General features: G+C 44.8%; 21 protein-coding genes and 1 tRNA gene. 7 read left to right on the forward strand and 15 right to left on the reverse strand.

Annotated elements, in window-relative coordinates:
* Positions 1-170: 170 nt before the first annotated feature.
* Positions 171-881, reverse strand: a complete 711-nt coding sequence (locus F6K51_RS01130) for a hypothetical protein (protein WP_293017440.1) — start codon at positions 879-881, stop codon at positions 171-173.
* Positions 882-1,143: 262 nt separating this feature from the next.
* Entirely contained in the window at positions 1,144-1,590 is a 447-nt protein-coding gene (locus F6K51_RS01135) for a DUF488 domain-containing protein (protein ID WP_293017441.1), read from the reverse strand.
* Positions 1,591-1,610: 20 nt separating this feature from the next.
* Between F6K51_RS01135 and F6K51_RS01140 the strand changes: the two genes are divergently transcribed.
* Positions 1,611-1,754: a hypothetical protein gene (locus F6K51_RS01140; RefSeq protein ID WP_293017442.1), complete on the forward strand. Its 144-nt coding sequence runs from the start codon at positions 1,611-1,613 to the stop codon at positions 1,752-1,754.
* Here the strand turns inward: F6K51_RS01140 and F6K51_RS01145 are convergent.
* On the reverse strand, positions 1,714-2,388 hold the full coding sequence (locus tag F6K51_RS01145; RefSeq protein ID WP_293017443.1) for a DUF488 domain-containing protein: 675 nt from the start codon (positions 2,386-2,388) through the stop codon (positions 1,714-1,716). The two genes, F6K51_RS01140 and F6K51_RS01145, sit on opposite strands and share 41 nt — an antisense overlap.
* Positions 2,389-2,646: 258 nt before the next feature.
* Complete coding sequence (locus F6K51_RS01150) at positions 2,647-3,702, reverse strand: DUF389 domain-containing protein (protein WP_293017444.1); 1,056 nt, start codon at positions 3,700-3,702, stop codon at positions 2,647-2,649.
* A gap of 271 nt (positions 3,703-3,973) precedes the next feature.
* On the opposite strand from F6K51_RS01150, the gene F6K51_RS01155 reads away from it, so the two are divergent.
* The 3 genes from F6K51_RS01155 to F6K51_RS01165 all read left to right on the forward strand — a co-directional run bounded on the left by F6K51_RS01155 (position 3,974) and on the right by F6K51_RS01165 (position 6,157).
* Positions 3,974-4,345 (forward strand): hypothetical protein, encoded by a 372-nt coding sequence (locus tag F6K51_RS01155; protein ID WP_293017445.1) that lies wholly within the window; start codon positions 3,974-3,976, stop codon positions 4,343-4,345.
* A gap of 207 nt (positions 4,346-4,552) precedes the next feature.
* The gene (locus F6K51_RS01160) at positions 4,553-5,920 is read left to right on the forward strand and encodes a penicillin-binding protein 2 (RefSeq protein ID WP_293017446.1); all 1,368 of its coding nucleotides are present in this window, start codon (positions 4,553-4,555) and stop codon (positions 5,918-5,920) included.
* Positions 5,921-5,971: 51 nt separating this feature from the next.
* Positions 5,972-6,157, forward strand: coding sequence for a hypothetical protein (locus tag F6K51_RS01165; RefSeq protein ID WP_293017447.1), 186 nt, complete (start codon positions 5,972-5,974; stop codon positions 6,155-6,157).
* A 25-nt stretch (positions 6,158-6,182) separates the two neighbouring features.
* Here the strand turns inward: F6K51_RS01165 and F6K51_RS01170 are convergent, their stop codons facing one another.
* The 3 genes from F6K51_RS01170 to F6K51_RS01180 all read right to left on the reverse strand — a co-directional run bounded on the left by F6K51_RS01170 (position 6,183) and on the right by F6K51_RS01180 (position 12,642).
* Positions 6,183-8,288, reverse strand: a complete 2,106-nt coding sequence (locus F6K51_RS01170) for a thioredoxin domain-containing protein (RefSeq protein ID WP_293017448.1) — start codon at positions 8,286-8,288, stop codon at positions 6,183-6,185.
* 379 nt (positions 8,289-8,667) lie between these two features.
* A complete protein-coding gene (locus F6K51_RS01175) occupies positions 8,668-10,953 on the reverse strand; it encodes a polysaccharide biosynthesis tyrosine autokinase (protein WP_293017449.1) in 2,286 nt (761 codons plus the stop codon).
* A gap of 420 nt (positions 10,954-11,373) precedes the next feature.
* Positions 11,374-12,642, reverse strand: a complete 1,269-nt coding sequence (locus F6K51_RS01180; RefSeq protein ID WP_293017450.1) for a glycosyltransferase — start codon at positions 12,640-12,642, stop codon at positions 11,374-11,376.
* 859 nt (positions 12,643-13,501) lie between these two features.
* Here F6K51_RS01180 and F6K51_RS01185 point away from each other — a divergent pair.
* Positions 13,502-13,590, forward strand: a tRNA-Ser gene (locus F6K51_RS01185).
* 152 nt (positions 13,591-13,742) lie between these two features.
* Here the strand turns inward: F6K51_RS01185 and F6K51_RS01190 are convergent.
* The 3 genes from F6K51_RS01190 to F6K51_RS01200 form a co-directional block, all read right to left on the reverse strand.
* Entirely contained in the window at positions 13,743-14,873 is a 1,131-nt protein-coding gene (locus F6K51_RS01190) for a hypothetical protein (protein WP_293017451.1), read from the reverse strand.
* A gap of 914 nt (positions 14,874-15,787) precedes the next feature.
* Positions 15,788-16,534, reverse strand: coding sequence for a DUF3747 domain-containing protein (locus tag F6K51_RS01195; protein WP_293017452.1), 747 nt, complete (start codon positions 16,532-16,534; stop codon positions 15,788-15,790).
* Between the two features lie 328 nt (positions 16,535-16,862).
* Positions 16,863-17,378 (reverse strand): peptidylprolyl isomerase, encoded by a 516-nt coding sequence (locus F6K51_RS01200; RefSeq protein ID WP_293017453.1) that lies wholly within the window; start codon positions 17,376-17,378, stop codon positions 16,863-16,865.
* A 56-nt stretch (positions 17,379-17,434) separates the two neighbouring features.
* Here F6K51_RS01200 and F6K51_RS01205 point away from each other — a divergent pair, with 56 nt between their 5' ends.
* A complete protein-coding gene (locus F6K51_RS01205; RefSeq protein ID WP_293017454.1) occupies positions 17,435-17,623 on the forward strand; it encodes a hypothetical protein in 189 nt (62 codons plus the stop codon).
* 63 nt (positions 17,624-17,686) lie between these two features.
* On the opposite strand, the gene F6K51_RS01210 is transcribed toward F6K51_RS01205, so the two are convergent.
* The 5 genes from F6K51_RS01210 to F6K51_RS01230 form a co-directional block, all read right to left on the reverse strand.
* Positions 17,687-19,042, reverse strand: a complete 1,356-nt coding sequence (locus tag F6K51_RS01210; RefSeq protein WP_293017455.1) for a D-alanyl-D-alanine carboxypeptidase — start codon at positions 19,040-19,042, stop codon at positions 17,687-17,689.
* A gap of 351 nt (positions 19,043-19,393) precedes the next feature.
* Positions 19,394-19,723 carry a hypothetical protein gene (locus F6K51_RS01215; protein ID WP_293017456.1) on the reverse strand — a complete coding sequence of 110 codons (330 nt, stop codon included), beginning with the start codon at positions 19,721-19,723 and terminating at the stop codon, positions 19,394-19,396.
* Between the two features lie 3 nt (positions 19,724-19,726).
* The gene (locus tag F6K51_RS01220) at positions 19,727-19,852 is read right to left on the reverse strand and encodes a hypothetical protein (RefSeq protein ID WP_293017457.1); all 126 of its coding nucleotides are present in this window, start codon (positions 19,850-19,852) and stop codon (positions 19,727-19,729) included.
* A 138-nt stretch (positions 19,853-19,990) separates the two neighbouring features.
* Complete coding sequence (locus F6K51_RS01225) at positions 19,991-20,152, reverse strand: hypothetical protein (RefSeq protein WP_293017458.1); 162 nt, start codon at positions 20,150-20,152, stop codon at positions 19,991-19,993.
* A 109-nt stretch (positions 20,153-20,261) separates the two neighbouring features.
* Positions 20,262-21,224, reverse strand: a complete 963-nt coding sequence (locus F6K51_RS01230; RefSeq protein WP_293017459.1) for an alcohol dehydrogenase catalytic domain-containing protein — start codon at positions 21,222-21,224, stop codon at positions 20,262-20,264.
* 30 nt (positions 21,225-21,254) lie between these two features.
* Here F6K51_RS01230 and F6K51_RS01235 point away from each other — a divergent pair, with 30 nt between their 5' ends.
* On the forward strand, positions 21,255-21,494 hold the full coding sequence (locus F6K51_RS01235; protein ID WP_293017460.1) for a hypothetical protein: 240 nt from the start codon (positions 21,255-21,257) through the stop codon (positions 21,492-21,494).
* The last annotated feature ends 83 nt before the right edge of the window (positions 21,495-21,577 follow it).

Consider the following 21,577-nt stretch of genomic DNA (forward strand, 5'->3'; position numbering starts at 1 on the left):
CCGTTTATTTATTTTTAGTATTAATGATTATATGAATTTGCCCACCCTACTTTAATTGGTATTTATTTTAAACAAAATTGAAAAAAAATGTAGCTTGTAGGGTGGGCAAAAACTGTTGGATTATTCGGAATACTCTAAATTCTATTACTTTGCCCACCCTACTTTAATTCCTAAAAAGGTAGCTCATCATCCATTCCTAGTCTAAGTTTATTCCCGGATTTGTTAGGTAATTCAATAACACCCGCTATCAACTTCCAACAAGGATCACCATCCTTTTGCCAATGATCAGGTCGCCAAGGCATGCTGAGACTAACCGTAACCAAACACTGATTTTGCGGTCGATACCCTAACTCTAAATACCTCACAAATACCGGATCAGTAATGGTAGCAGTCAATTCTTGTCCAAAATCTGTTACCAGTGAACCTTCCCATTTTTCTACACCCTCACGTCTGATACCAATAGGTTGAACCAAGAATTCCACAGCTTTCACAAGTTGGAGTGTACAGCGTTGCTCTACCGGTAATGACTGCAAGAAATTCACGGTTACATAGCGCTCATTATTATGAAGAATGTATTTTTCCCTGCTACAAAACTTATTCAGATATCCAGGGGGAACTTGTCCTACTCGTCGCCATTGTCCTGGTAATACCAAAAGATTTTCACACTCAAAGCCAAAGTCGGGTCCAGTTTTAGCCAAAGGAATATCTAAAATATCCAGTAACGTTGGTTCCCTTCCCGCAATTTGACGCATTGGTTTCGGAATGCGACCATCGGGTAAATCAGATACAGGACGAATCCATTGACGTTTAAGGGAATTAATTCCAGCGATACATCTCTCGCCACGCTTCCAGGAGTTAGCCAAGCAAATAATCTGAGTCATGCTGCTATCTAATCCCAAGTAAGGTTAGTCTAGACGTAAGCATTCAGTGGTCAGTGGTCAGTGGTCAGTGGTCAGTGGTCAGCTTATTTTATTCAAAAGCTGTTCGCTGTAGCTTCGCCACAGGCGAATGGCTGAGAGCTGAGAGCTGAGAGCTGATAGCTGATAGCTGATAGCTGATAGCTGAGAGCTGAGAGCTGAGAGCTGAGAGCTGATAGCTTACTGATGTTTTTCTATGGTCTTAACAAAGGGGATTTGGTCTAAATCATAGGTGAACTATTTTTATAGTTCCCAATTTTTGACTCAGATATTCTGCTACTAAACGGCGATGACAGTTATGGGGAGTAGGTTCACTACACAGCAGACAGCTACCATCTAATAAGTCTGGTGATACCTTCTTTTCGATTTCACGCTCTGTAATTAATTGTAAGAACTGTTTTTCGTAGGTTTCCCAATCACCATTATTTTTTTTATAGGTATCTAGGATATCCTTGGTCGGAGCCAACTCTAGACGATGTATATAGTCAATATTACCAATTTGCTGCAAAAAGTATTCAAAATCCGTCTTTTTGGTGAAACCAGCTAATTGAGATTTATTATTGAGTCTGGTATCGATAACTCGCCTTACTCCAGCATTAATCAGAAGCTCAAAGAACTGTTGAGCACTCTTTTTAGTAAACCCAATTGTAAATAAATTAATAGTTGGATTCATATATAGCCTTTCTATTACTTATGAGGTACACTCATTTTTTTTCCCCCTACTCCCCACTCCCTACTCCCTACTCCCTACTCCCTACTCCCTACTCCCTACTCCCTACTCCCTACTCCCTACTCCCTACTCCCTATTCCCTGTTCCCTTTGCTAGATAAGCAATAGTATCCCCTTGCCTATGATAAACTTCCTTAAGTCTATCCTCCCGAGAGCAATTCTCCCAGTTATCCATAGATGTCGGGTCATCAAATAGGGAAAGTTGCTTCGGTTGTTTGATTTGGGAATCACTTAACCCATGAGAGCTGAGCAGCCTTTCTTCTAAATCCTGATGGGACTCTAAGCTGCCATCATTGAGAATATGATTAATCTCTAACCCGGATTTCACTAAATGTTGGCAGACTAAAATTGTCCGATGGCAAGTGATCGGGTCTTTTTCAGCACACATCAAGGCAATTTGGTAAGTTTCAGCCCCTTGAATTACCCGTTTAAGACCCGCTGAAAACAGGTCAGTGGCGGCAATTTTTTCATATAACGCTTTACCACCAACATAACAACTGAGATCAGCCGGTCTTGCCCCCAACTCCTTACCCAGAAATACATAGCGAATTCCTGCCGACAATAGTTCAGCCTTAAGGGGGGCTTGACAAAAATGAGGTAAGTAACGACTGTAAGGATGCGATCGCACATCAGCCACCGCCGTAATTCCGTGCTGCTTGAGTAAAGCAATAAAATCCTCAATACTGAGATTAGAATGACCAATAGTGAATAATTTCCCAGTATTACTAATTGTATTAATCATTTCCAACAATCTCCCTTATTCCCATTCTTTACGTCTTCTTATTTCATCAAATAAATATCGCTCTAACCCTTAGAATAAGGTAAACTATGCTCAAATTATAGCAATTATCCTCATAAGTGAGGTACACAGGATTTTTTCCCGATTCCCGATTCCCGATTCCCGATTCCCTGCTCCCTAAAACCCAGAACTTTGTACCTGACCGAATTTAAAACCGCTGTCAGCTGTCAGCTGACAGCTGAATGCTTACTCGAATAAAAGTTAATTAGCTTTAAGATTAGGCGATTCCACTGGTATAAATGGAGTAACCTCAACTATCACTTTAAAGGGTTTACCTAGCTTAATGTTAACCGCATCTTCAAACCTCTTAACCTGTTCCGGTGTAATCGGTTTTATTGAACGGATATCCATTTCGATAGAAGGAGGATTAGTTTTCCGATTGATCTTCCAAGTAGAAACTTCTGTTATACCTGGTTTGTTAAACACTTGACTCTTATTAATCAATTCCTGAACTGGCTCCTCAACTCTTCCTTGCTCAAGCACGTCCCAAAAGGTAAGTCCTAGGGGCACCACTAACACAGCAATCAGCACTAACGAGAATCCCCAGTTTAAAGACCGGCTCAGTTCAGTACTCTGAGCATATCCGCTAAAGACATAGACGATCATACAAGCTAGGTTAATCCCAATCAGGTTAGTAATATAAAGGAGAAATGCGCCCTGACTCAACGCCCATTCTCCCTGGGATAGGGTTAACCCAACGACACAAAGGGGAGGCATTAGGGCTACTGCAATTGCTGTCCCTGGTACCGCATCCTCTAAAGACGGACGAATTTTAGAGAAACCACTAATTCCCCCGGCCACGATCGCAACCAGTAAATCAATTAGATTGGGTTGAGTTCTTGCTAAAACTTGCGCTCCAAATTCAGGGAATCCGATAACTGTACCAACCAACCAAGAACAACTTATACCGAGTACGGTGCCTACAGCAATGGAAACAAAACTACTCCGTAACAGTTGCCAATCTCCTTCCAAGGTAGCAAAGGACAATCCTCTTAAGGGCAACATCAGAGGAGCAATAATCATCGCTCCAATAATCACCGCAGCACTGTTGAGCACTAGTCCAAAGGTTGCAATTAAACAAGAGCTAATGATTAAAACTAAGAAATTGAGGGTAAGTTCTGATTCCTCAAATAGAGAATTCCTTACCATCATAATTGGAATTGCCTTTAAGCCAAAGTTCCTGAAAAGATTCAAGGTTTTGGAGACTCTAGTTTTAGTCTTTTGAGTTTTTTGATTATTTTGGTTTTCCTTTTCCATAGATAATAGACGATGCTCCCGACTATTGAGCTAAATTATCTTTCACCAACACATATTGACAATTAACCATAATATCAGGTATTATGTCGCACTTCACAATCTGACTGGTAGATCCGATAATCATTAGGTAACGTTACTGCTCCGTAAGCCTTCAGCTATCAGCCAATGCGCTACTTGAGGTGCTGCTTGAGGTGCTACCAGCTAGGAGGCTATCAGCTAGGAGGCGCTTTGGGTGCATCTCATATTTCTTTACGCTCTTGCCTTTTGCCTCTTGTATGCATGCCTTTTTCGGCAATTCGTGTGTTTACAACCTAGATACAAACGCGCTTATCTTCTGCCTAGAGTGACAGAAGATAGGCGAGAGCAAATCCTAATCCTACTGTACAGTTATTGTCAATTGGGTATGACACCGCAACGGTTTTACCAGAAGTGGGACTTAACGCAGGAAGATATGGCTTTGATCTGCTCTTGTTCCGTTCACACTGTTAATGGCTGGTTTAACACCAGTCGTCGCTGTTACCCTCCCACTCCTGGTCACTTGCGCCATCTGGCGATTATGGATTTTTTGTTGGAAGATTTTGATACAATTCCGAAGGAATTATTGGAGCGATTGTGCTTGAAGGAGGAGAGAATGGTGAATTAATTCAAAAATGTTGTTCGCCTTTGGCGTTACCGAAGGGTAGGTCATTCGTCACAAGAAATAGTGGGATAGGTTCACAGGGTAAACGCATATAGAAAAGAAAGAACAATGGTGTAAAATCAAGGATTTTGTCGTAACTGCTCACCGCAACAAGGTGGTGTTATTGCCAAGAGTATCGATTTTGCAATCGCGAAGAACAAAGGGATTCGCTTGGGCAATACGATCCCAGAAGCGATCGCAGACCAAATTGCTCGGTTGAACTTAGATGGTTTAGAGTTGATTCGACAATACTCCCGCTTTTATCCCCAAAATGAATTGGCATCAGATGTGGTGGGTTATGTAAACATTTTCGATCATCTGGGTCAAGCGGGTCTAGAATACACCCAAGAAAAGTTCCTAGAACGAGAGATACGAAACATCCGACTGAGCCGTGCTGGGAATGGAGCCTTGATGCCAGGTCATGTGCCAGAAGGATTCATGCACCTTGATGACCTGCGGCTACAGCTAACTATCGATACTCGCCTGCAACGAGCGGCTCGCTCTGCCCTCAAGGAAACCATCAAGAAGTTTAAGGCAGAGCGTGGCAGTATCATAGTGATGAATGTACACAATGGTTCCTTGTTAACCCTAGTTTGTGAGCCAACCTACAACCCCAATCAGTACTCCAAATTCGATGTCAGTTTGTTTAAAAATTGGGCACTGTCAGACTTGTATGAGCCTGGTTCGACATTCAAACCCCTAAACGTTGCGATCGCATTAGAAACTGGTATAATCACAGCCCAAACCTTGTTCAACGACACTGGTAAGATTCAAATTGGCGAATGGCCGATTCTCAACCATGACTATAAATCAGTAGGCGCTCGCGGGATGATCAATCCCACCAAGATTCTGCAACATTCCAGCAATGTGGGCATGGTGAGGATGATGAGAAAGATGAAACCTGAGGTTTACTATGACTGGTTAGAGAAGCTAGGCTTAAAGCAAAAAGTAGGAATTGAGTTACCAGCTGAGACGGCTGGACAGCTCAAAAGTAAGTACAAGTTTAAAGTTTCCCCAATTGAACCAGCTACGGCTTCCTTTGGTCAAGGCTTTTCCTTAACGCCAATTCAGCTAACTCAGATGCTAGGTGCCCTTGCCAATGGCGGTAAGCTAGTGACTCCCCATGTGGTTCGCGGACTATTTGACACCAAAGGGAATCCCCACTGGCAACCACGCCGTCCTGCACCGAGACGAGTATTTTCCCCCAACACTACTCGGACAGTGGTGGAAATGATGGAAACTGTAGTAACCGATGGTTCTGGAAAGGCATCCCGCATTCCTGGTTATCGGATTGGTGGTAAGACCGGTACAGCTCAGAAAGCCAGTCCTACTGGGGGCTATTACAGCGATGCCAAGATAACCAGCTTTGTGGGCATTTTGCCCGTAGAATCCCCCCGCTATGTAATCTTAGCAGTAGTCGATGAACCCCAAGGCAATGCCTTTGGTTCTACCGTAGCTGCACCATTAGTCAAATCAGTTATAGAAGCACTGATTGCCATTGAGCGAATTCCACCATCATCTCAAAACTTCCGGCAGTAGGTAAACTCTGTCTCTATGGCGATTACTGGTCAGCTAAGTTGATTAGCCTAGATGAGATTACGTTGCCCACCCGACTTTATACCAATTTTCCTCCCAATTTTATGGGCGCATCGCTATAGGGGTTATCATACTTATGAGGTACACACACCGATATTTTACCTGTTCCCTGTTCCGGTGATCCGCTGTTGCCTACTCCCTACTCCCTACTCCCTACTCCCTACTCCCTACTCCCATTAACCCCAATTGAGAACTGCTATAGATTTCAAGCTCTAGTTTGACTTGTCCGCACCTGTGCTAATAACTGATCAGTGTTAGTGGCTGCTGGTTTACAACTAAGTCCCTGACAAACTAAACCAATAACAGAATCTGGCAGATGGGTATCTAATTGATAAACACTGACGGGGAAATACCCACAGATGAGGCAGGTAAGTTGCTTAGCACCAGCGCGAATCAGAGTGCAATTGCGGTACCAATCTAAAGCAGTAAATATACTGGGACAGGATTGAGGGGATGTGTTGAGCACGCTACTAAATGCTTTCAAGGCTTGCTCTGCTCGGTCAAGGTATCGGAGATCTTCAGTAAGTAAAGCCAGACGTACTAGGTTTGCGATCGCTACCCCATTGGCAGATGGTGTGGCATTATCCGTATAACTGCGCTCGTGTACTAACAGTTGATCACTAGCGTCACTGGCAGCATTATAGTAACCACCATTATCCACACTCCACAGCAATTCATCAAACTCCTCCTGAACCTTAACCGCTTTCTCTAGCCAACTGGCGGGTGACAGGTTGGTCGGTTGCAGCTTTGAACCTTGGCCAAAAGGCCAAGGTTGTTCTACTGACAAACTTGCCTGATGTAAATCCAGTAGAGCTTTGATAAACAAAGCATAATCCTCAGACTGAGCCAGCACTGCCGGTTGACCATCATAGTTTAGTCGGTGGAATCGTCCTGCTACCCATTGATTATTGAGGATGAATTGAGCAGCAACAGTTGCTAGTTGCCAATAGTCCGGTTCAAGAAACACACTATAGGCTCGCGCTAGACCAGAAATCATTAAGCTATTCCAGGCAACAATCATTTTGGTGTCTGTTACTGGTGGAATTCTACCGAGCCAGTTCCGGGTTTTGGCCTCTTGATTGCTCTTGGCTGGTGGAAAGGTTTCCAGGAGATCGGGTTTGGCACCATAACGTGCTTCAAACAGTTTAGCCAAAGCAGCTTCAGTGTTCTGGGAAAACTGATCTGGGTAACGGCGCTGCAACACATTCTTGCCTTCAAAGTTGCCCTCTTTGGTCAGAGTAAATTCTTCCTCAATTGCTGTCAACTCCGATGGGCTTAGCAGTTGTTCTAGTTCTGAATAACTCCAGACATAAAACTCCCCTTCTTCAGGTTCACTGTCTGCTGGGGTCGCGAAATTATCTGCATCTTGAGCAGCATAAAAGAAACCATTCGGAGCGGTCATTTCCCGCTTGAGCCATTGAACTGTTCCTGCGATCGCTCGTTTAAAAGCGGCTTCCTGAATACCTGCACTCCACAAATCTACCAAGTACTCCACAATCTGCCCATTGTCATAGAGCATTTTTTCAAAGTGGGGTACTGTCCAAGTGGGGTCAACTGTGTAGCGATGAAACCCCCCAGCCACATGATCGTAAATACCGCCCTGAGCTAAGTCTAGTCCCCGCTTTGCACAAGCCTGCTCTGGGTTATACTCCGATGCCCAATCGAAGCGAGTAACCCGTAGTGCCATACTGGCATAGGGAATCATGGGGAAACGTGGACCTGGATTGAGAGCATTAACCACACCCACACTAACTTGCCCACCGATAAAGAGCAAATCATCACCAAGCTGCTCTGATTCGGGTAGTACCGCTGCCTGTTGGAGGTATGCCAAGATATCTTCTTTGAAGGTGTTAAGCTTGCCTTTTTCTAAATCATAGAAGCGACGAATTGATTGGAGCAACTGCAAAAACCCCGGGCGTCCGTAGCGTGGTTCCACAGGGAAGTAGGTACCTCCATAAAATGGCACCAAGTCATCCGGTGTCAGGAAAATATTAAGGGGCCAGCCTCCTTGACCTGTCATCATCTGCAATGCTAGCATGTAAATACTATCAATATCGGGTCTTTCTTCCCGGTCTAGCTTAATCGGAAGAAAATTAGCATTCATATACTGGGCAATTGCCTGATTGGAAAACGCTTCGCCCTCCATCACCGTACACCAGTGGCAGCTAGAGTAACCGATAGATAGGAAAATTGGCCTATCTTGTTTTTTTGCCGTTAATAGCGCTTCTTCACACCAAGGCCACCAATCGATCGGATTTTCAGCATGCTTACGTAGATAAAGGCTTTGGGATTGGGCAAGGCGGTTAGTCATGACAACTTCAGTAGTCGCTTCACCTTCAGTCTACCTTGGTGAGTACTGAATCATTGAGGTATTTGCCGTTAGTTATTTGTCGTTAGTCATTTGTGATTCACTAGGGTTCTTAGGGTCGTTACAAATCACATTCCGCAGGTTAGCTTGGATATAGAATATTTTTTACGACACTATGGGAAACTGAGCGATCGCAAGTTCAGCCATTATCAAAAATCCTAACCAATTGAGAATAAAGCTGGGCAAAATGGCTCTTCATACTCAAATCAATGAAACCTTTGCAGGATATAGCTTTGGCTTGTAAGCAAAGAGAAAATTATTCAAATTGAGGACAAACCTGCGGAATGTGGGTTACAAATCACCAATGACCAATGACCAATCACTATGAAACTTTGGTTTCCTCAAAAGTATTGCCAAAGTAATGATGATAGTAATCATAGGCACCGGTAGTGTACCCTTTTAAACCATTAGCAACTATACCCAATACTGTGCTATGAGCAATTCTCAATTCCGAGAGAGCTTCTTTAAACAAAACTTGGTTAGCTTTCCCTAAGCCTACCACCATCAATATCCCATTGGTATTAGGCTCCAGAAGTCTTGCATCCGCCAGACCAAGTAGGGGAGGGGTATCAAAAATTACTAGCTCAAACCGCTCTTTGAGATATTGAACTAAATTGTGCATCTTTTGGGAATTGAGAAGCCGGGTGGGGTCGGGGGAAATTTGACCAGCAGTTAGGACAGAAAGATTTTCCTCTAGAGGCGATCGCTGAATCACATCATCAACCTTGATTTCGCTAGAAATAACATCGCTCAGTCCCCACAAATTAGGTAAATCCATCTTCTGATGAATCTGAGGAAAGCGCAGATTACCATCTACGAGTAAAACCTTTTGCCCCATTGCTGCTGCTGCCAGGGCTAAGAATATAGCCGTAGTGGATTTACCATCTGCTGGTTCAGCAGAACTTACCACTATAGCGCTAATGGGTTTCTCAGAATACAGACATTGGAGATTAACTTGGAGACAGCGAAAAGCCTCTAAAAGAGGAGAAATCTGGTAACTACCAGATCCCACACCGAGTTGTGGAGCTGAGGCTTCCGGCTCGGGTATTATGCCCACACCAGTAACAGTAGTGCATTTCTGGAGTTCTTTGTTAAAGGGGATTGTGCCTAATATTGGTAAGCGAGTATACTCTTTGAGATCGTCGGTGCTGTTAAGTAACTGATGTAACTTTTCTGCTAAAAACCCAGCTGTGGCACCTGCAACTATCCCTGCTGCTGCACTTAGGAGCAAAGTATCAGGCAAATTGGGGGATATTGGTTTTTGAGGTTGTTGCGGCTCAACAATTGTCTGCCAAGGGATGCTGGTTTTAGCTGACTCAAGTTCCAAAGTTTCCCGAACTGACTCAAAGCGGTTTAGGCTTTCTGTTGCTTCCTCAATCTTCTGCTTGAGTTCTGTATATCGATGGGCAATCACAGCTAGCTGTTTGAGTTGTTCACTCATCAGACTTTCCCCTTTAGTGATTGCGGCCTGGCGCATCTCTAAAACCTTGATTTGGTTCGCCGTCTCTACTAGCTGAATCAAATTTAGGCGAAGTGTACTTGAAGAACCCGATTGACGATTGCCACCAAACTCTTGAATACGGCTAGTCATCACCCTTTCTGCTTCCTGACTTAACAGGGGGAGTAAATTTTGCTGTTGTTGCCTTAATCCTTTAAAGGTAGATTGGTTTTCCTTGAATTGTACCAAATCCAACACCATCTGACTTTCTACAGTAGAAAGTTGGCTGAGCAATTGTTGATAACGGGGTGTTGCGATCAGGTTAGCTACTGCTTCTGCTTGCTGTGACGATAGCCCCAACTGACCTTTGAGTTTACCATACAGTATAATCGTGTCTCGCAGCTGAGTTTGGGTAGCTTGTCTGTGTTCGACAATAGCATTGACCCGATTCGTCAACAGTTGACCCTGAAGTTGTGGATTAATCAGGTTGTACTTCTGCTGGAGTTGCTGGAGTTGTAGCTGGAGCTGATTAATTTGCCCTTGTATTTTCGGCTGCTGATTCGAGACAAATTGAATGCCTTGTCTGATGCTAGCCTCTTGTTGTTGCTGAGAGTACTCGATGTAGCCCAGAGCAACCTTTTCCAAAACAAATTCAATTCTTTCCGGGTCTGAATCTTGGTAGGCAACTTCTAAAATTTTGGTTTCTCCCAGTCGGGATACCATGATTCCTTCCCGGAGAGTATGATAGTTTATTTCTGGATATTGGGTTTGAATTTGCTCCACAATCTCAGACATAACCTGAGGAGAGCTTAATAGCTGAATTTGAGTGTCATAGTCGAAACTTGTAGTTGGAGCAGCAATGCTATTTCCCCCGGGTTTTCCCTGTAACTCAAACGGGTCTTCACCAGAGCTAGGTTCGAGTAACAGTTGGAATTTGCCTTCATAGATTGGAACTACACTTAAGGTTTTGGCAATAATTCCGGATATGATAGTAAGCGCCACCCCTGCCATCAAGATAGCTCGACGACGAGCAGCAGCTAATATACGACGCAGATCGAGTTTGCTGGCTTCCAACTCATGGACTCCCCCTGTTAGTTGTGGAGAAGATCGATACTGCTGTTGACCACTAGGGTTAAATAGGGACGGCTTATAAGCTCCTTGGGAACCCATAATTCTTCTTCTTGCTACTTGGGGATTGGGAATTGGAGATTGGATAACTGGTAGGATGCATAAACCATAGTTACATGCTAGTTACAGGAACATCAGGAATGATCAGCGCGGCTTTGTGATCAGTATCGATTAGCCCGAAGGGCTACGCTACGCGAACAGCAATAACCTTTAATTTTCCTTGCTTGAAGGTGAAAACAAGAAAGTTGATTTAACATCATTCCTCAGCAAGAGGCAATCGCAAACAAAATAGAGGATATCCAATTTACCAAACTTTCCCAATTTACAGATACAAGAGTTCTGCAACCCATCAGGATGAATAAGATGAAGGAAAAAGGCAAAAGGAATAGTAGCGTCGTAACTTTATCCTTTAACCTTTGAGATCTATCCTGATTGCCAGGGAATGAATGTGCCCAATAGATTTCAGGCACTAGTTGTTGCCAAATTCTCTGATTTTGCTTCCAGCAAGCTCTCATAGAGCTGACTCAGCTGATGGGCAACACCATTCCAGCTAAACATATTTTCTACCCTTGCTCTTGCCCCTAAGCCAAGTTGATTTTTCCAGTCGTGATCCGAGAGAATCCGGTCGATAGCAGCCGCAAAAGCATCAGCATCTTTGGGTGGTGCCAGTAAGCCAGTTTCTTCAGATACAACGGTAAACTGAAGACCACCGACATCACTAGCTACTACAGGGGTGGCACTAGCCATGGCTTCGATGGCAACTAAACCAAAAGGTTCGTAGTGACTTGGTACTACGCAAACATCAGCTGCCGCATAATAAGCTGGAAGTAGTTCATCAGCAATGCGTCCAGGAAATGTGGTGATAGTTTGCAGTTCCAATTCAGCTACAATCCCTTCAATGCGATCGCGTTCCATACCATCTTTCTCACCAGGACGAGAACCACCACCAATAATCAGCTTTAAGTTAGCATCACCCCGTAACTGGGAGGAACCAACAGCTCGAACTAGGGTTTCAATGCCCTTGCGTTCGTCAAACCGTCCCACGTAAAAGATGATTTTGTTTTCAGGGCTAAGTCCAAGTTTTTGCCGTGCTTCTAAGCGGTTAATCTTGCCAAATCGGTCAATGTCGGTACCACAGGGAATAATATCAATGTCGCCCTTACTGGAAACTAGCGATCGCATGTGTTCTTGTTCTTGGGGAGATGTAGCCACAATGCGTTCTGCTGTTTCTAGCACTGCTTTTTCTATCTCCAAGCGAGTAGCAGCAATCTTCGGAATTGTTTCTACTGACTCGTATTTAACTGCGCCTAGGGAGTGATAGGTGTGAAGTTGAATGAGGGATTGACGCTTCTTCCACTCCATACCCACCCAAGCCGAAAGCCAGTAGTTTGTATGTACTATTGAGTAGGTAATGCCTGATTGCTCCTGAAACTTAAGCAATTCGGTTAAAAACTCACCGCAGTATTCAAAAATCTCTTGCCGTGGCACAAATGCTTTTGGACCAGCAGTTAGGCGAATAGTGCGACAACCCGGAGTATGTTCAACGATTGTGGCTTGGTTGGAACTGGAGAGGCGAGTAAACATATCGACCTGCCACCCTTGCTTAGCAAGAGCTTCACCCACTTGGCGCACATACACATTCTGTCCTCCAGCTTCTTCCTTACCGATTTCTATCGCTGGATCTCCGTGAACGGATATCAGAGCAATGTGCTGTGTATTTTTCGTATTCATAGGCTTTTTTTATGTTGGAGCTTACAGAAGGTTTTCAGGTACGGGGAGTCTGACCTCTATCCGGCTAAACCCTCAGCGTCGAGCTTTTACACACTCACTTAACAAATTTTAACCTCTCAGGTGTGCTTAACACATCAGTGGATGGAAGTAAATTTTTAACAATTAATTTATAATAATCTTAACTTACTTGGCTACATTATATGGTAGATAATCTTTCTCAGACGCTTCTGGGCTTTCAGGCACGTCTTAATAGCTGGCTGATCTACCTCACTTAAAACTAGTGCATCAGTCAGAGATTGGTAGAGTCCGAGAGTCATCATAGATTTTCGAGATCATTTTCGTATTGCAGTGGTGTGAGCGATCGCTCATAGTTTCTCATCATAGAATTTACCCAAAAAATTGGGTAATCGCGCCCCGTCCTTCGTTCGACGGCTTTTTTTTTAAACTTTTTATTGACAGTTTGTACTAGGTGTGCTACTATAAAATCCTAAACAATAGACTTTTAAACTAGAGAGATACTATCTAACCATAAGTAGGCAACGTAAAAAATATGTATCAGATACATATTGCGTAATTTAGTCTAACGACTTAAACGTCTATAAATTTAGATAAAAAAAGTATCTATCTATATAAAAAAAAGATCTAAAAAAAAGGTACGGTGGGGCACACCGGAACCGGGATCATTGATCAATCACGCTCATGGAGAATTGTCCTCTACTCTCCCTGACTCCGGTTTGGGTGAGCAAGACAGCAAGGCCGTAGGCCACGCTACGCGAACGCTGAAATGAGAATCCCCGTCCTTCCAGGGCGGGGAGTGTCAAAAGCTCAAAAATGTGCTATCATGGATAGACACTACCTTGGAGAGGTGGCTGAGTGGTCGAAAGCGGCAGATTGCTAATCTGTTGATAGGTTCAGGCCTATCCGAGGGTTCGAATCCCTCCCTCTCCGTTGAGTATCCTCAACTGGCAAAAATCAAACTTTCGTTGCTTGGAAAAGCGGTGCGGCCCCGCGCTTTTTAAAAGCGCTAGGGAACGGGCACCAAGAGATCTGGAAAATTTGATTAAGTCTACCTAGCTCAATAGCTTCTATTTGTCCCTTTTCTACCTGCCAAAGTTAGAGAAGCTGTAACCAATGCCAAAGGAGATTCCCACATCTGCGGCACCATCAACGAAAATTCCAGTAGTTAATGCAGCATTGGCCACAAAATTGGGTCCAAAAGGCCAATCAACACCACCAGTAACGATTAAACCCACATTGTTGTCATCACCTGTAGAAAAAGCCAAACCACCACCAGCGAAAGCTGAGTAAGTAGGCGGCTCAAACGGTTCATCCTGGAAAATAAAGTTGTAAGTGGCTGGGATCACAAAGGTAGCATCATCATTGATTAGTATGCTAGGACGCACTGATAGGGTGGGGGATAAATCGTATTTGCCGTTAATCATAAAGCCACCTCGACCAATATTGGTGCCATCATCAGTAAAACCGATATGACCGCCAATTCCAATATAGTTTCCAACCCCGAGGCTGTTGCCAGTAGGATCAATATTTCTCTGAGCTACAGGGGTGCCTACTTCATAGGAGGTGGCTGGTGAGGTGTCAGAGGTGGCTGGATCTAGTTGTATTTTTAGAGCTGCCACAGATGTAGCTAAGGTACCTGGTCTCGGTGAAGCTACCACAGGATTATTTAACTGTTGAGAAGGTGTTTGGGATTCCTCAATGATCGCTTCTAGCTCTTGTTTGGAGAGATCAGCACGATACTGGATAGTTTCTAAATTGGCTTCTAAATTGGCTAATGGTAACTGCTCCTGTCTGACTGTATAGTCAGCAATTGGTGCGACTGAGGCATTGAATTGGGAGCGGTTCACCAATGCACTAGGAGACCCTACCGACTTACTGGCACGAACCGCTGCCCCTATCCTGTCCAATTGCCCTAAACGGGAATTAGCTCGATGGTCAGTGATAGTGTTGAGATTGTCTGATGGCAGATTAGTTGGTCTGAATATATTTTTAGGAGTCTGTTTAGTTTCCGGATTAAATCGATCAGGGTCAACTGTGATGGTGGAAGTTGCTGCTAATTGCTGGGGTCTCACCGCTGCTGCGGTCTGGGTCAATTGCTTCACCGATGAATTATGGCTAGGTGTTTCAGCAGTAGCAGACAGCTGGTAACTGACCATGGTCAATACTGCCATACTCAGTTGCATCGAAAGGGTCTTAGGAAAATTACTCTTCACACTCACTCCTCAAAAACTACTTGGTCATTGGTTAGGGGTAACAAACTTAGCAGTTAGCCAAAAGCTAAAAGCTATAGTTCTTGGTCAGTAACTTGTAGCTGCTAGCCAGATCAGATCAGGTAAAGTACTCAAGAATTTGAACCCAATCCTAGGATAGTCTAATCATCCCTTGAACTTTACCAGATAGAAAGAGCAGAATAACCTCATTTTGGCTTTTAGTTTTGCCCTGGGCAAACATCACTAACACAGGACTTACCCCTCTACACCTGTAAAACCTCTGTAATTCTCTATTTACCCTTGCCCGATCGGAAATTACCGATTAGACATCTCCAGAAATTAGGTTTTCACCTAGATAGGATCGGGGTTTCAGATTCTTTGTCGGAGATGTCTATTGGCTAAACCCCTGATTTTTGGCGTTGCTGAATTAAGGAATGAATGCGCGATCATCTAGTTTTATTAAAGCCCCCGTTGGTCCCCCAGCGAGCAATCCCTCGCTGGGGGACTTTGAGAGTTTTTCCCCCCAGAATTGGGGGGCTAGGGCGTGTTTTCTTGCCTCGGAGATCCCCCATTATCCCCCTTAAAAAAGCAGGGCTGTTTCATTCTCGCCAAAAATAGATGGGGAGATGGGGAGATGGGGAGATGGGGAGAATTTTGGACGAATAGTCGTGATTTTGGCCAAATTTATCTAACCCTCCTCGAAGGCCGAATCACGAATTGTTAGTCATTGGAGTTGCTTCCTCCCAACTAATTTGTCAGATTTTAATGACTAAATTGNCTCCCTATCTCCCTATCTCCCTATCTCCCTATCTCCCTATCTCCCTATCTCCCTATCTCCCTATCTCCCTATCTCCCTATCTCCCTATCTCCCTATCTCCCTATCTCCCTATCTCCCTATCTCCCTACTCGTGAAATTCTTAATTAGACCCCTCAAACACTGGTATGCCATCATCTGAGGATTCTGCCGGTGCAGGTGCTGGAAGTTGAGGGCTAGTGTCAGGAAAACGTTCACCACTAGTCTTTGGTTGGGCTTGTGGTTTGGTAAAAATATATTCCCTGCTGGGGGTAGGTGGTGAAGGTTGAGGGCTACTGTTCCACTGTGGCGCGACAGTATTAGCGATCGCACCATAGGTAAGATAGATATGACCTAATTGTCTGCCTTGATAGACACGTTTGGTAAATCGCCAACCAGGATCAAGAAAGATTTTGAGAAAGCCATTAGCCAAACCTCTGGTGCGGCCAAGCTCAATGTCTGGGGCATTGCGGTCAATGCGGTGACTCCCTACTAATACCAATTCCCCATTCCGCTTAACCACTCTGAGCATATAGTCTAGGCCGAAGTCTTGACTATCGACGCGCATAGAATAGCCGTTGCTGTCTGTACTGCGGCCACAAATTCCTGTAAAGTCAAAGTTGAGCAGCAGAGGCTCTACTACAACTGGGTTAGTGCCACGTTCACCCCAGCACGCTTGCCAGTTTGCAATCTGCTCAATGACTAGTAATTGATAGCGGTTGTAGCCAAAAGGGGCAGCAACGGCAATAAAATTGTTTCCGTTAACTTCGATGTTGTCAAAAGTATTGGCTGCTGCTGGATTGATAGCGCCTAAGGTAAGGCAAGAAGCTGTAGTGATGGCAGTAGCTGCTAGCCAGGGTGATGTGTTCATGGGTTTTACCGTTCCTAAGTCAGACTATTCCCGGTAGACGCTAACACTAAAGAATTTGCTCCCCTAGTGATATATTCATATTATATCAACTCGGCTTGTTGAAGAATATCTTAGAAAAAGAGAAAAGGTCAGTGGTCAGTGGTCAGCCGTCAGTGGTCAGCCGTCAGCTTATTTGATCAGGACTTACCCACAGACTCCATGTGTAGGGTGGGCAAAACCTTGCCCACCCTACAGGTAGCTGATAGCTGATAGCTGATAACTGATAACTGATAACTGATAACTGATTGCTGACCGCTGATTACTGATAGCTGATTACTGATAGCTTACGTTATTCGTTAATCGTCACTTTCACCATTTGAACAGGGGTTTTGGGGCGATCACCGCGATCAGTAGGGGTGCTTTCAATCTTTTGCACCACATCCATACCCTCAGTCACTTTACCAAAAACTGGGTGCTTCGAGGGGCCTGGAGAAAACCAATCGAGATAGGAATTGTCCCGTGTATTGATGAAAAACTGACAACTACCGCTATTGGGAGCACCGGTATTTGCCATAGATAATGTACCTGGCTGATTGGAGATTTTGGCATTGTCCGGGTGCTCATCCTGGATGCAGCCGTCAGGACCATTCCCGGTACCGGCGCGACCACTATTGGGATCCTTGCTATAGGGACAGCCAAACTGAATCATGAAGTTATTAATCACCCGGTGAAAATGAAGACCATCGTAGAAACCAGACTTGGCTAGTTTAATGAAATTACCGGCTGTCTCTGGCATCACATCTGTGAACAATTCCACGGTAATTGTGCCTAAAGAGGTTTCTAGGGTTGCGGTTGGGTTTGCCATCTATATTTCTCAGTTAATGAGAGTTTTGTTAACACTCAACTAGGATACAGCAGGGAGTGGGGAATCGGGAGTCGGGAATCGGGAATCGGGAATCGGGAGTCGGGATTCGGGAGGTAAGCTATCAGCTATTAGCTATCAGGTATCAGCTATCAGCTTATGCCCACGCTACTAGATCGGTGCTTTTGAATAAGCGATGCAGCGGGTTAGGTCACAGGCTGGAAGCCTGTGCCACGGCTGACTGCTGACTACTGACCGCTGACTACTCCCTACTCCCTACTCCCTACTCCCTACTCCCTACTCCCTACTCCCTACCTAACAATTTCACTAAACGACCTCTTACCGATCCTCTGAGGTGATGGTTTAATGTCAGGAGGAAGAGATTGCACCACTCCCCATTTAGTTACTAATTCTTTTAGCAGCATCTCTTGCTCAGTCCGGAATTTGGTATAGTCTCCCCCTGAATTCATGACAGCAAACCAAACAGTGCCATAGGTTTGAGTTGGTAAGGCTCCGGCTAAGGTACTAACATAATTCAAACTACCGGATTTAACTACTGCTAAGTTAGGCAATGGACGTTCATTTAATATACCTTTGTCTTCTCCTACGATGGCAAATACATCAGCAACGGTCATGTTGTATTGCTGAAGATAGCGCTCAATGGCGAGAAATACAGCAGTGACAGCCCGAGGAGACATGCGATTTTCTTCACCTAAACCAGACCCATTGATTAAGCTAATTTCTGATTGGGGTACTCCCGCTGCTTCTGCTGCTTTGCGGGCTACCACTTTGGCACCACCAGCTGTATTCGCTAGCATGTCGGCCATTTTATTATTACTGTAGCGATTCATTTTCTTCAGCAGTTCCGCCAGGGGAAAGGAATACTGGCGCACTAGGGGCTGTAGGTTGTCAGGGGGTGAAGCTACCACTTGCACAGAGCCTGCGATCGCAATTTCTGGTCTAGGGGTACCTGGGGGTAAGGTCTGATACTGAGTTTCTGCTGCTGGTGGCCAACTCTTACCATTCAAGCCTTGCTTGAGCAGAGTGCCAGCTTTGAGGGGTAAGGTCTCAAAATTCATATAAAACTTACCCACAATCACCAAATTACCGGTTACTTGCTTGATTCCTAACTGATTTAACTGGTTGCCTACTGCTATGGCTTCTTCCCAAACAAAAAAGGGGTCTTCTGATCCTTCAACCACTAGGTCTCCTTGTAGCACCCCGTTCTCAATCGGTCCGGTGGCGCTAAATTTGGTAATGAATTGGTGGTCAGGACCAAGAGTAGAAAGAGCGGCTAGGGTGGTGGCTGCTTTGGTAAGGGATGCTGCGGGTAAGGGAGTAGTGCCTTGGTAATTCGCTAAGAGGGTATCTCCTGATTCGATCCATATGCCTTGATTGGTCTTGGTCATCCCTTTGGCGGATAATCCTTTCAGGTATTGGTCAACACTCTGTTGGCTTCCTGGATTAGGATTCGTTTCCGCAACGGTTAGGGGTTGATCAGGCTTTTGGATCACCTTTAGTGCATTCTCTGGTTCTGAGGACTTGGAAGCATCTGGATCAGGAGATGGAGATACACCCTTTGGGGAATCCGCCCCATTACATCCAATTACTAGTGCTAGGAGTAGTGTAGATAGTGTAGCAGTTACATAAGTCTTCGTTTTGAGCATTATTATTGTATAGCGGTTTTCAATTAGGTGAGGTCTTTTTTTTAAGGGAGCAGGGAGTAGGGAGTAGGGAGTAGGGAGTAGAGGTAATAAGATTGACTGTACCTCATAAGTATGATCAACGCTATATTAGGTGATATCTTTCCAAATTATCTAGCCTTATATACTATAATCGAGCCTGATATAATACTCAATTATAATACTATATTTCGTTTATACCTAAACTTACAAATACAGCGTTTTTACTAGCTATCAGGTACACAGTATTTTTTACCTATTACCTGCTCCGAAGTCCCTGCTCCCTGCTCCCTAAAACCCAAGAATTTGTACCTCATCCAATTTAAAACTGCTGTACTATATCTTTTCTTCTAACTGTTTAAGTTTCAAATTTACTTCCAAATCATCCCGTCCCACAATAGTTTCTATGTTACCGAGGCGTTCTTCTATTTGTTGTACTTGATTAGGAAGAAGGGTTTTATCGGACTTGTTATGAGAGTGCCAAACAAAAGCGGTGCTAGTTGCTGCGCCCCCGATGACAATCATCGGTAGAGCTAACTTATATTTGCCTGGGGCAAAAATCATACAAATCGCTAACATCACAGTAGAATAAGACCAAATTTGTTTGGTGGTCATCGCACGGATATTTAGAGATTTCTCGAATTCGGATTGTTGTTGATAAGTCATGGTTTAGTAAAGGGAGTAGGGAGTAGGGAGTAGGGAGTAGGGAGTAGGGAGTAGGGAGTAGGGAATCGGGAATAGGGAGTGTGGAATAGGCATCTTGCCTGTATCGGGCATCAGGCGTGGAACGGGCATCTTGCCTGTATCATACCCAGGCGGGCAGGATGCCCGCTCTACTGAGATTGAGTGGAATGGGCATCTTGCCTGTATCGGGCATCAGGCGTGGAACGGGCATCTGGCCTGTATCATACCCAGGCGGGCAGGATGCCCGCTCTACTGATATTGGGTGGAATAGGCATCTTGCCTGTATCGGGCATCAGGCGTGGAACGGGCATCTTGCCTGTATAATACCCAGGCGGGCAGGATGCCCATTCTACTGATATTGGGTGGAACAGGCATCTTGCCTGTATCGGGCATCAGGCGTGGAACGGGCATCTTGCCTGTATAATACCCAGGCGGGCAGGATGCCCGCTCTACTGATATTCAGCTGATAGCTGAGAGCTGACCGCTGATAGCTTAAATTCCATCACCTATTGATCATGTTTCAAGAGTTCTGATCCATGGTCAGTAAAATTTTCAAGACTCCCTGCTGCTGGGCATGGTTAAAGGCGGTTAACCCTTCCTCAACTGGGTAATGAGCTTGGATTAGGTAGTTGACATTTACTTTATCTTGTGCTAGTAAATCAATGGCTGGTTTAAAGGGACCGCAACGGGAACCGATTAGGGTAATTTCGTCTACTACCAGAGATGATGCATCAAAGGTTAGCTGGCCAGCGTAGGTACTTTTTAAGACGAGGGTACCTCGTGGGCGCAAGGCTCCACGGGCAAGGGCAAAGCCTTCGGGGTTGCCAGTACACTCGACTGAGATATCGAAACTACCGTTAGTGATGGCATCGGCAAAGCCTACTTTAATTCCTCTGGCTTCTAAATTGGCCAATTTCTCGTGATGACGGCCAATCACTAGCAAATTGCAGCCCGTTAGGGCTAGGGTTTGTGCTACCAGTTGTCCGAGCTTACCGTCTCCGACTACTAACACCTGGTGATCGGGACGTACCCTCACTTGTTCTTGAATTTCCAGAGCAGCAGCCAAGGGCTCAGTAAAGGTGGCGGCATCAGTAGAAATAGTATCGGGTAAGGGATGTAAGTTTTTTACCGGCAAGGTCAGATAGTCAGCAAAGGCTCCGTTACGGTTAACAATACCTAAGACAGTACGGTTTTGGCAGTGAGTCGGTTGTCCACTTCTACAAAATCGACATTCACCACAGGCGGCATTAATTTCTCCCACCACCCGCTGGTTGACTAAATTGTCTGGTCCATCTTCCACAACACCAACAAATTCATGACCTAATATACCTTTGTAGGGGTAATAGCCTCGGATTAGTTCCAAATCCGTGTTGCATATCCCCGCACGCAACACCCGCACTAAGGCTTCATCAGAGGGTGGTGATGGCACAGGTAGGTCAGTGCGCAGTTGCAGTTGCTGGTTTTCGAGCCAGAGTCCTTTCATTGTTGATTGTTGTGACAAGATTAGAGAAATTTGTTCCTATTTCTCATCTTAATCGGTGGCATTACTGACTGGAGTAGGCTAAAAATTCGTGGAACTGGCATCTTGCCAGTTTCAATAGATCATGGAATGGGCATCAGGCGTGGAACTGGCATCTTGCCAGTTTCAATAGATCATGGAATGGGCATCAGGCGTGGAACTGGCATCTTGCCAGTTTCAATAGATCATGGAATGGGCATCTTGGTAGAACTGGCATCTTGCCAGTTTCAATAGATCATGGAATGGGCATCAGGCGTGGAACTGGCATCTTGCCAGTTTCAATAGATCATGGAATGGGCATCTTGGTAGAACTGGCA

The organism is Moorena sp. SIO3I8 (assembly GCF_010692325.1).
GTDB lineage: Bacteria > Cyanobacteriota > Cyanobacteriia > Cyanobacteriales > Coleofasciculaceae > Moorena.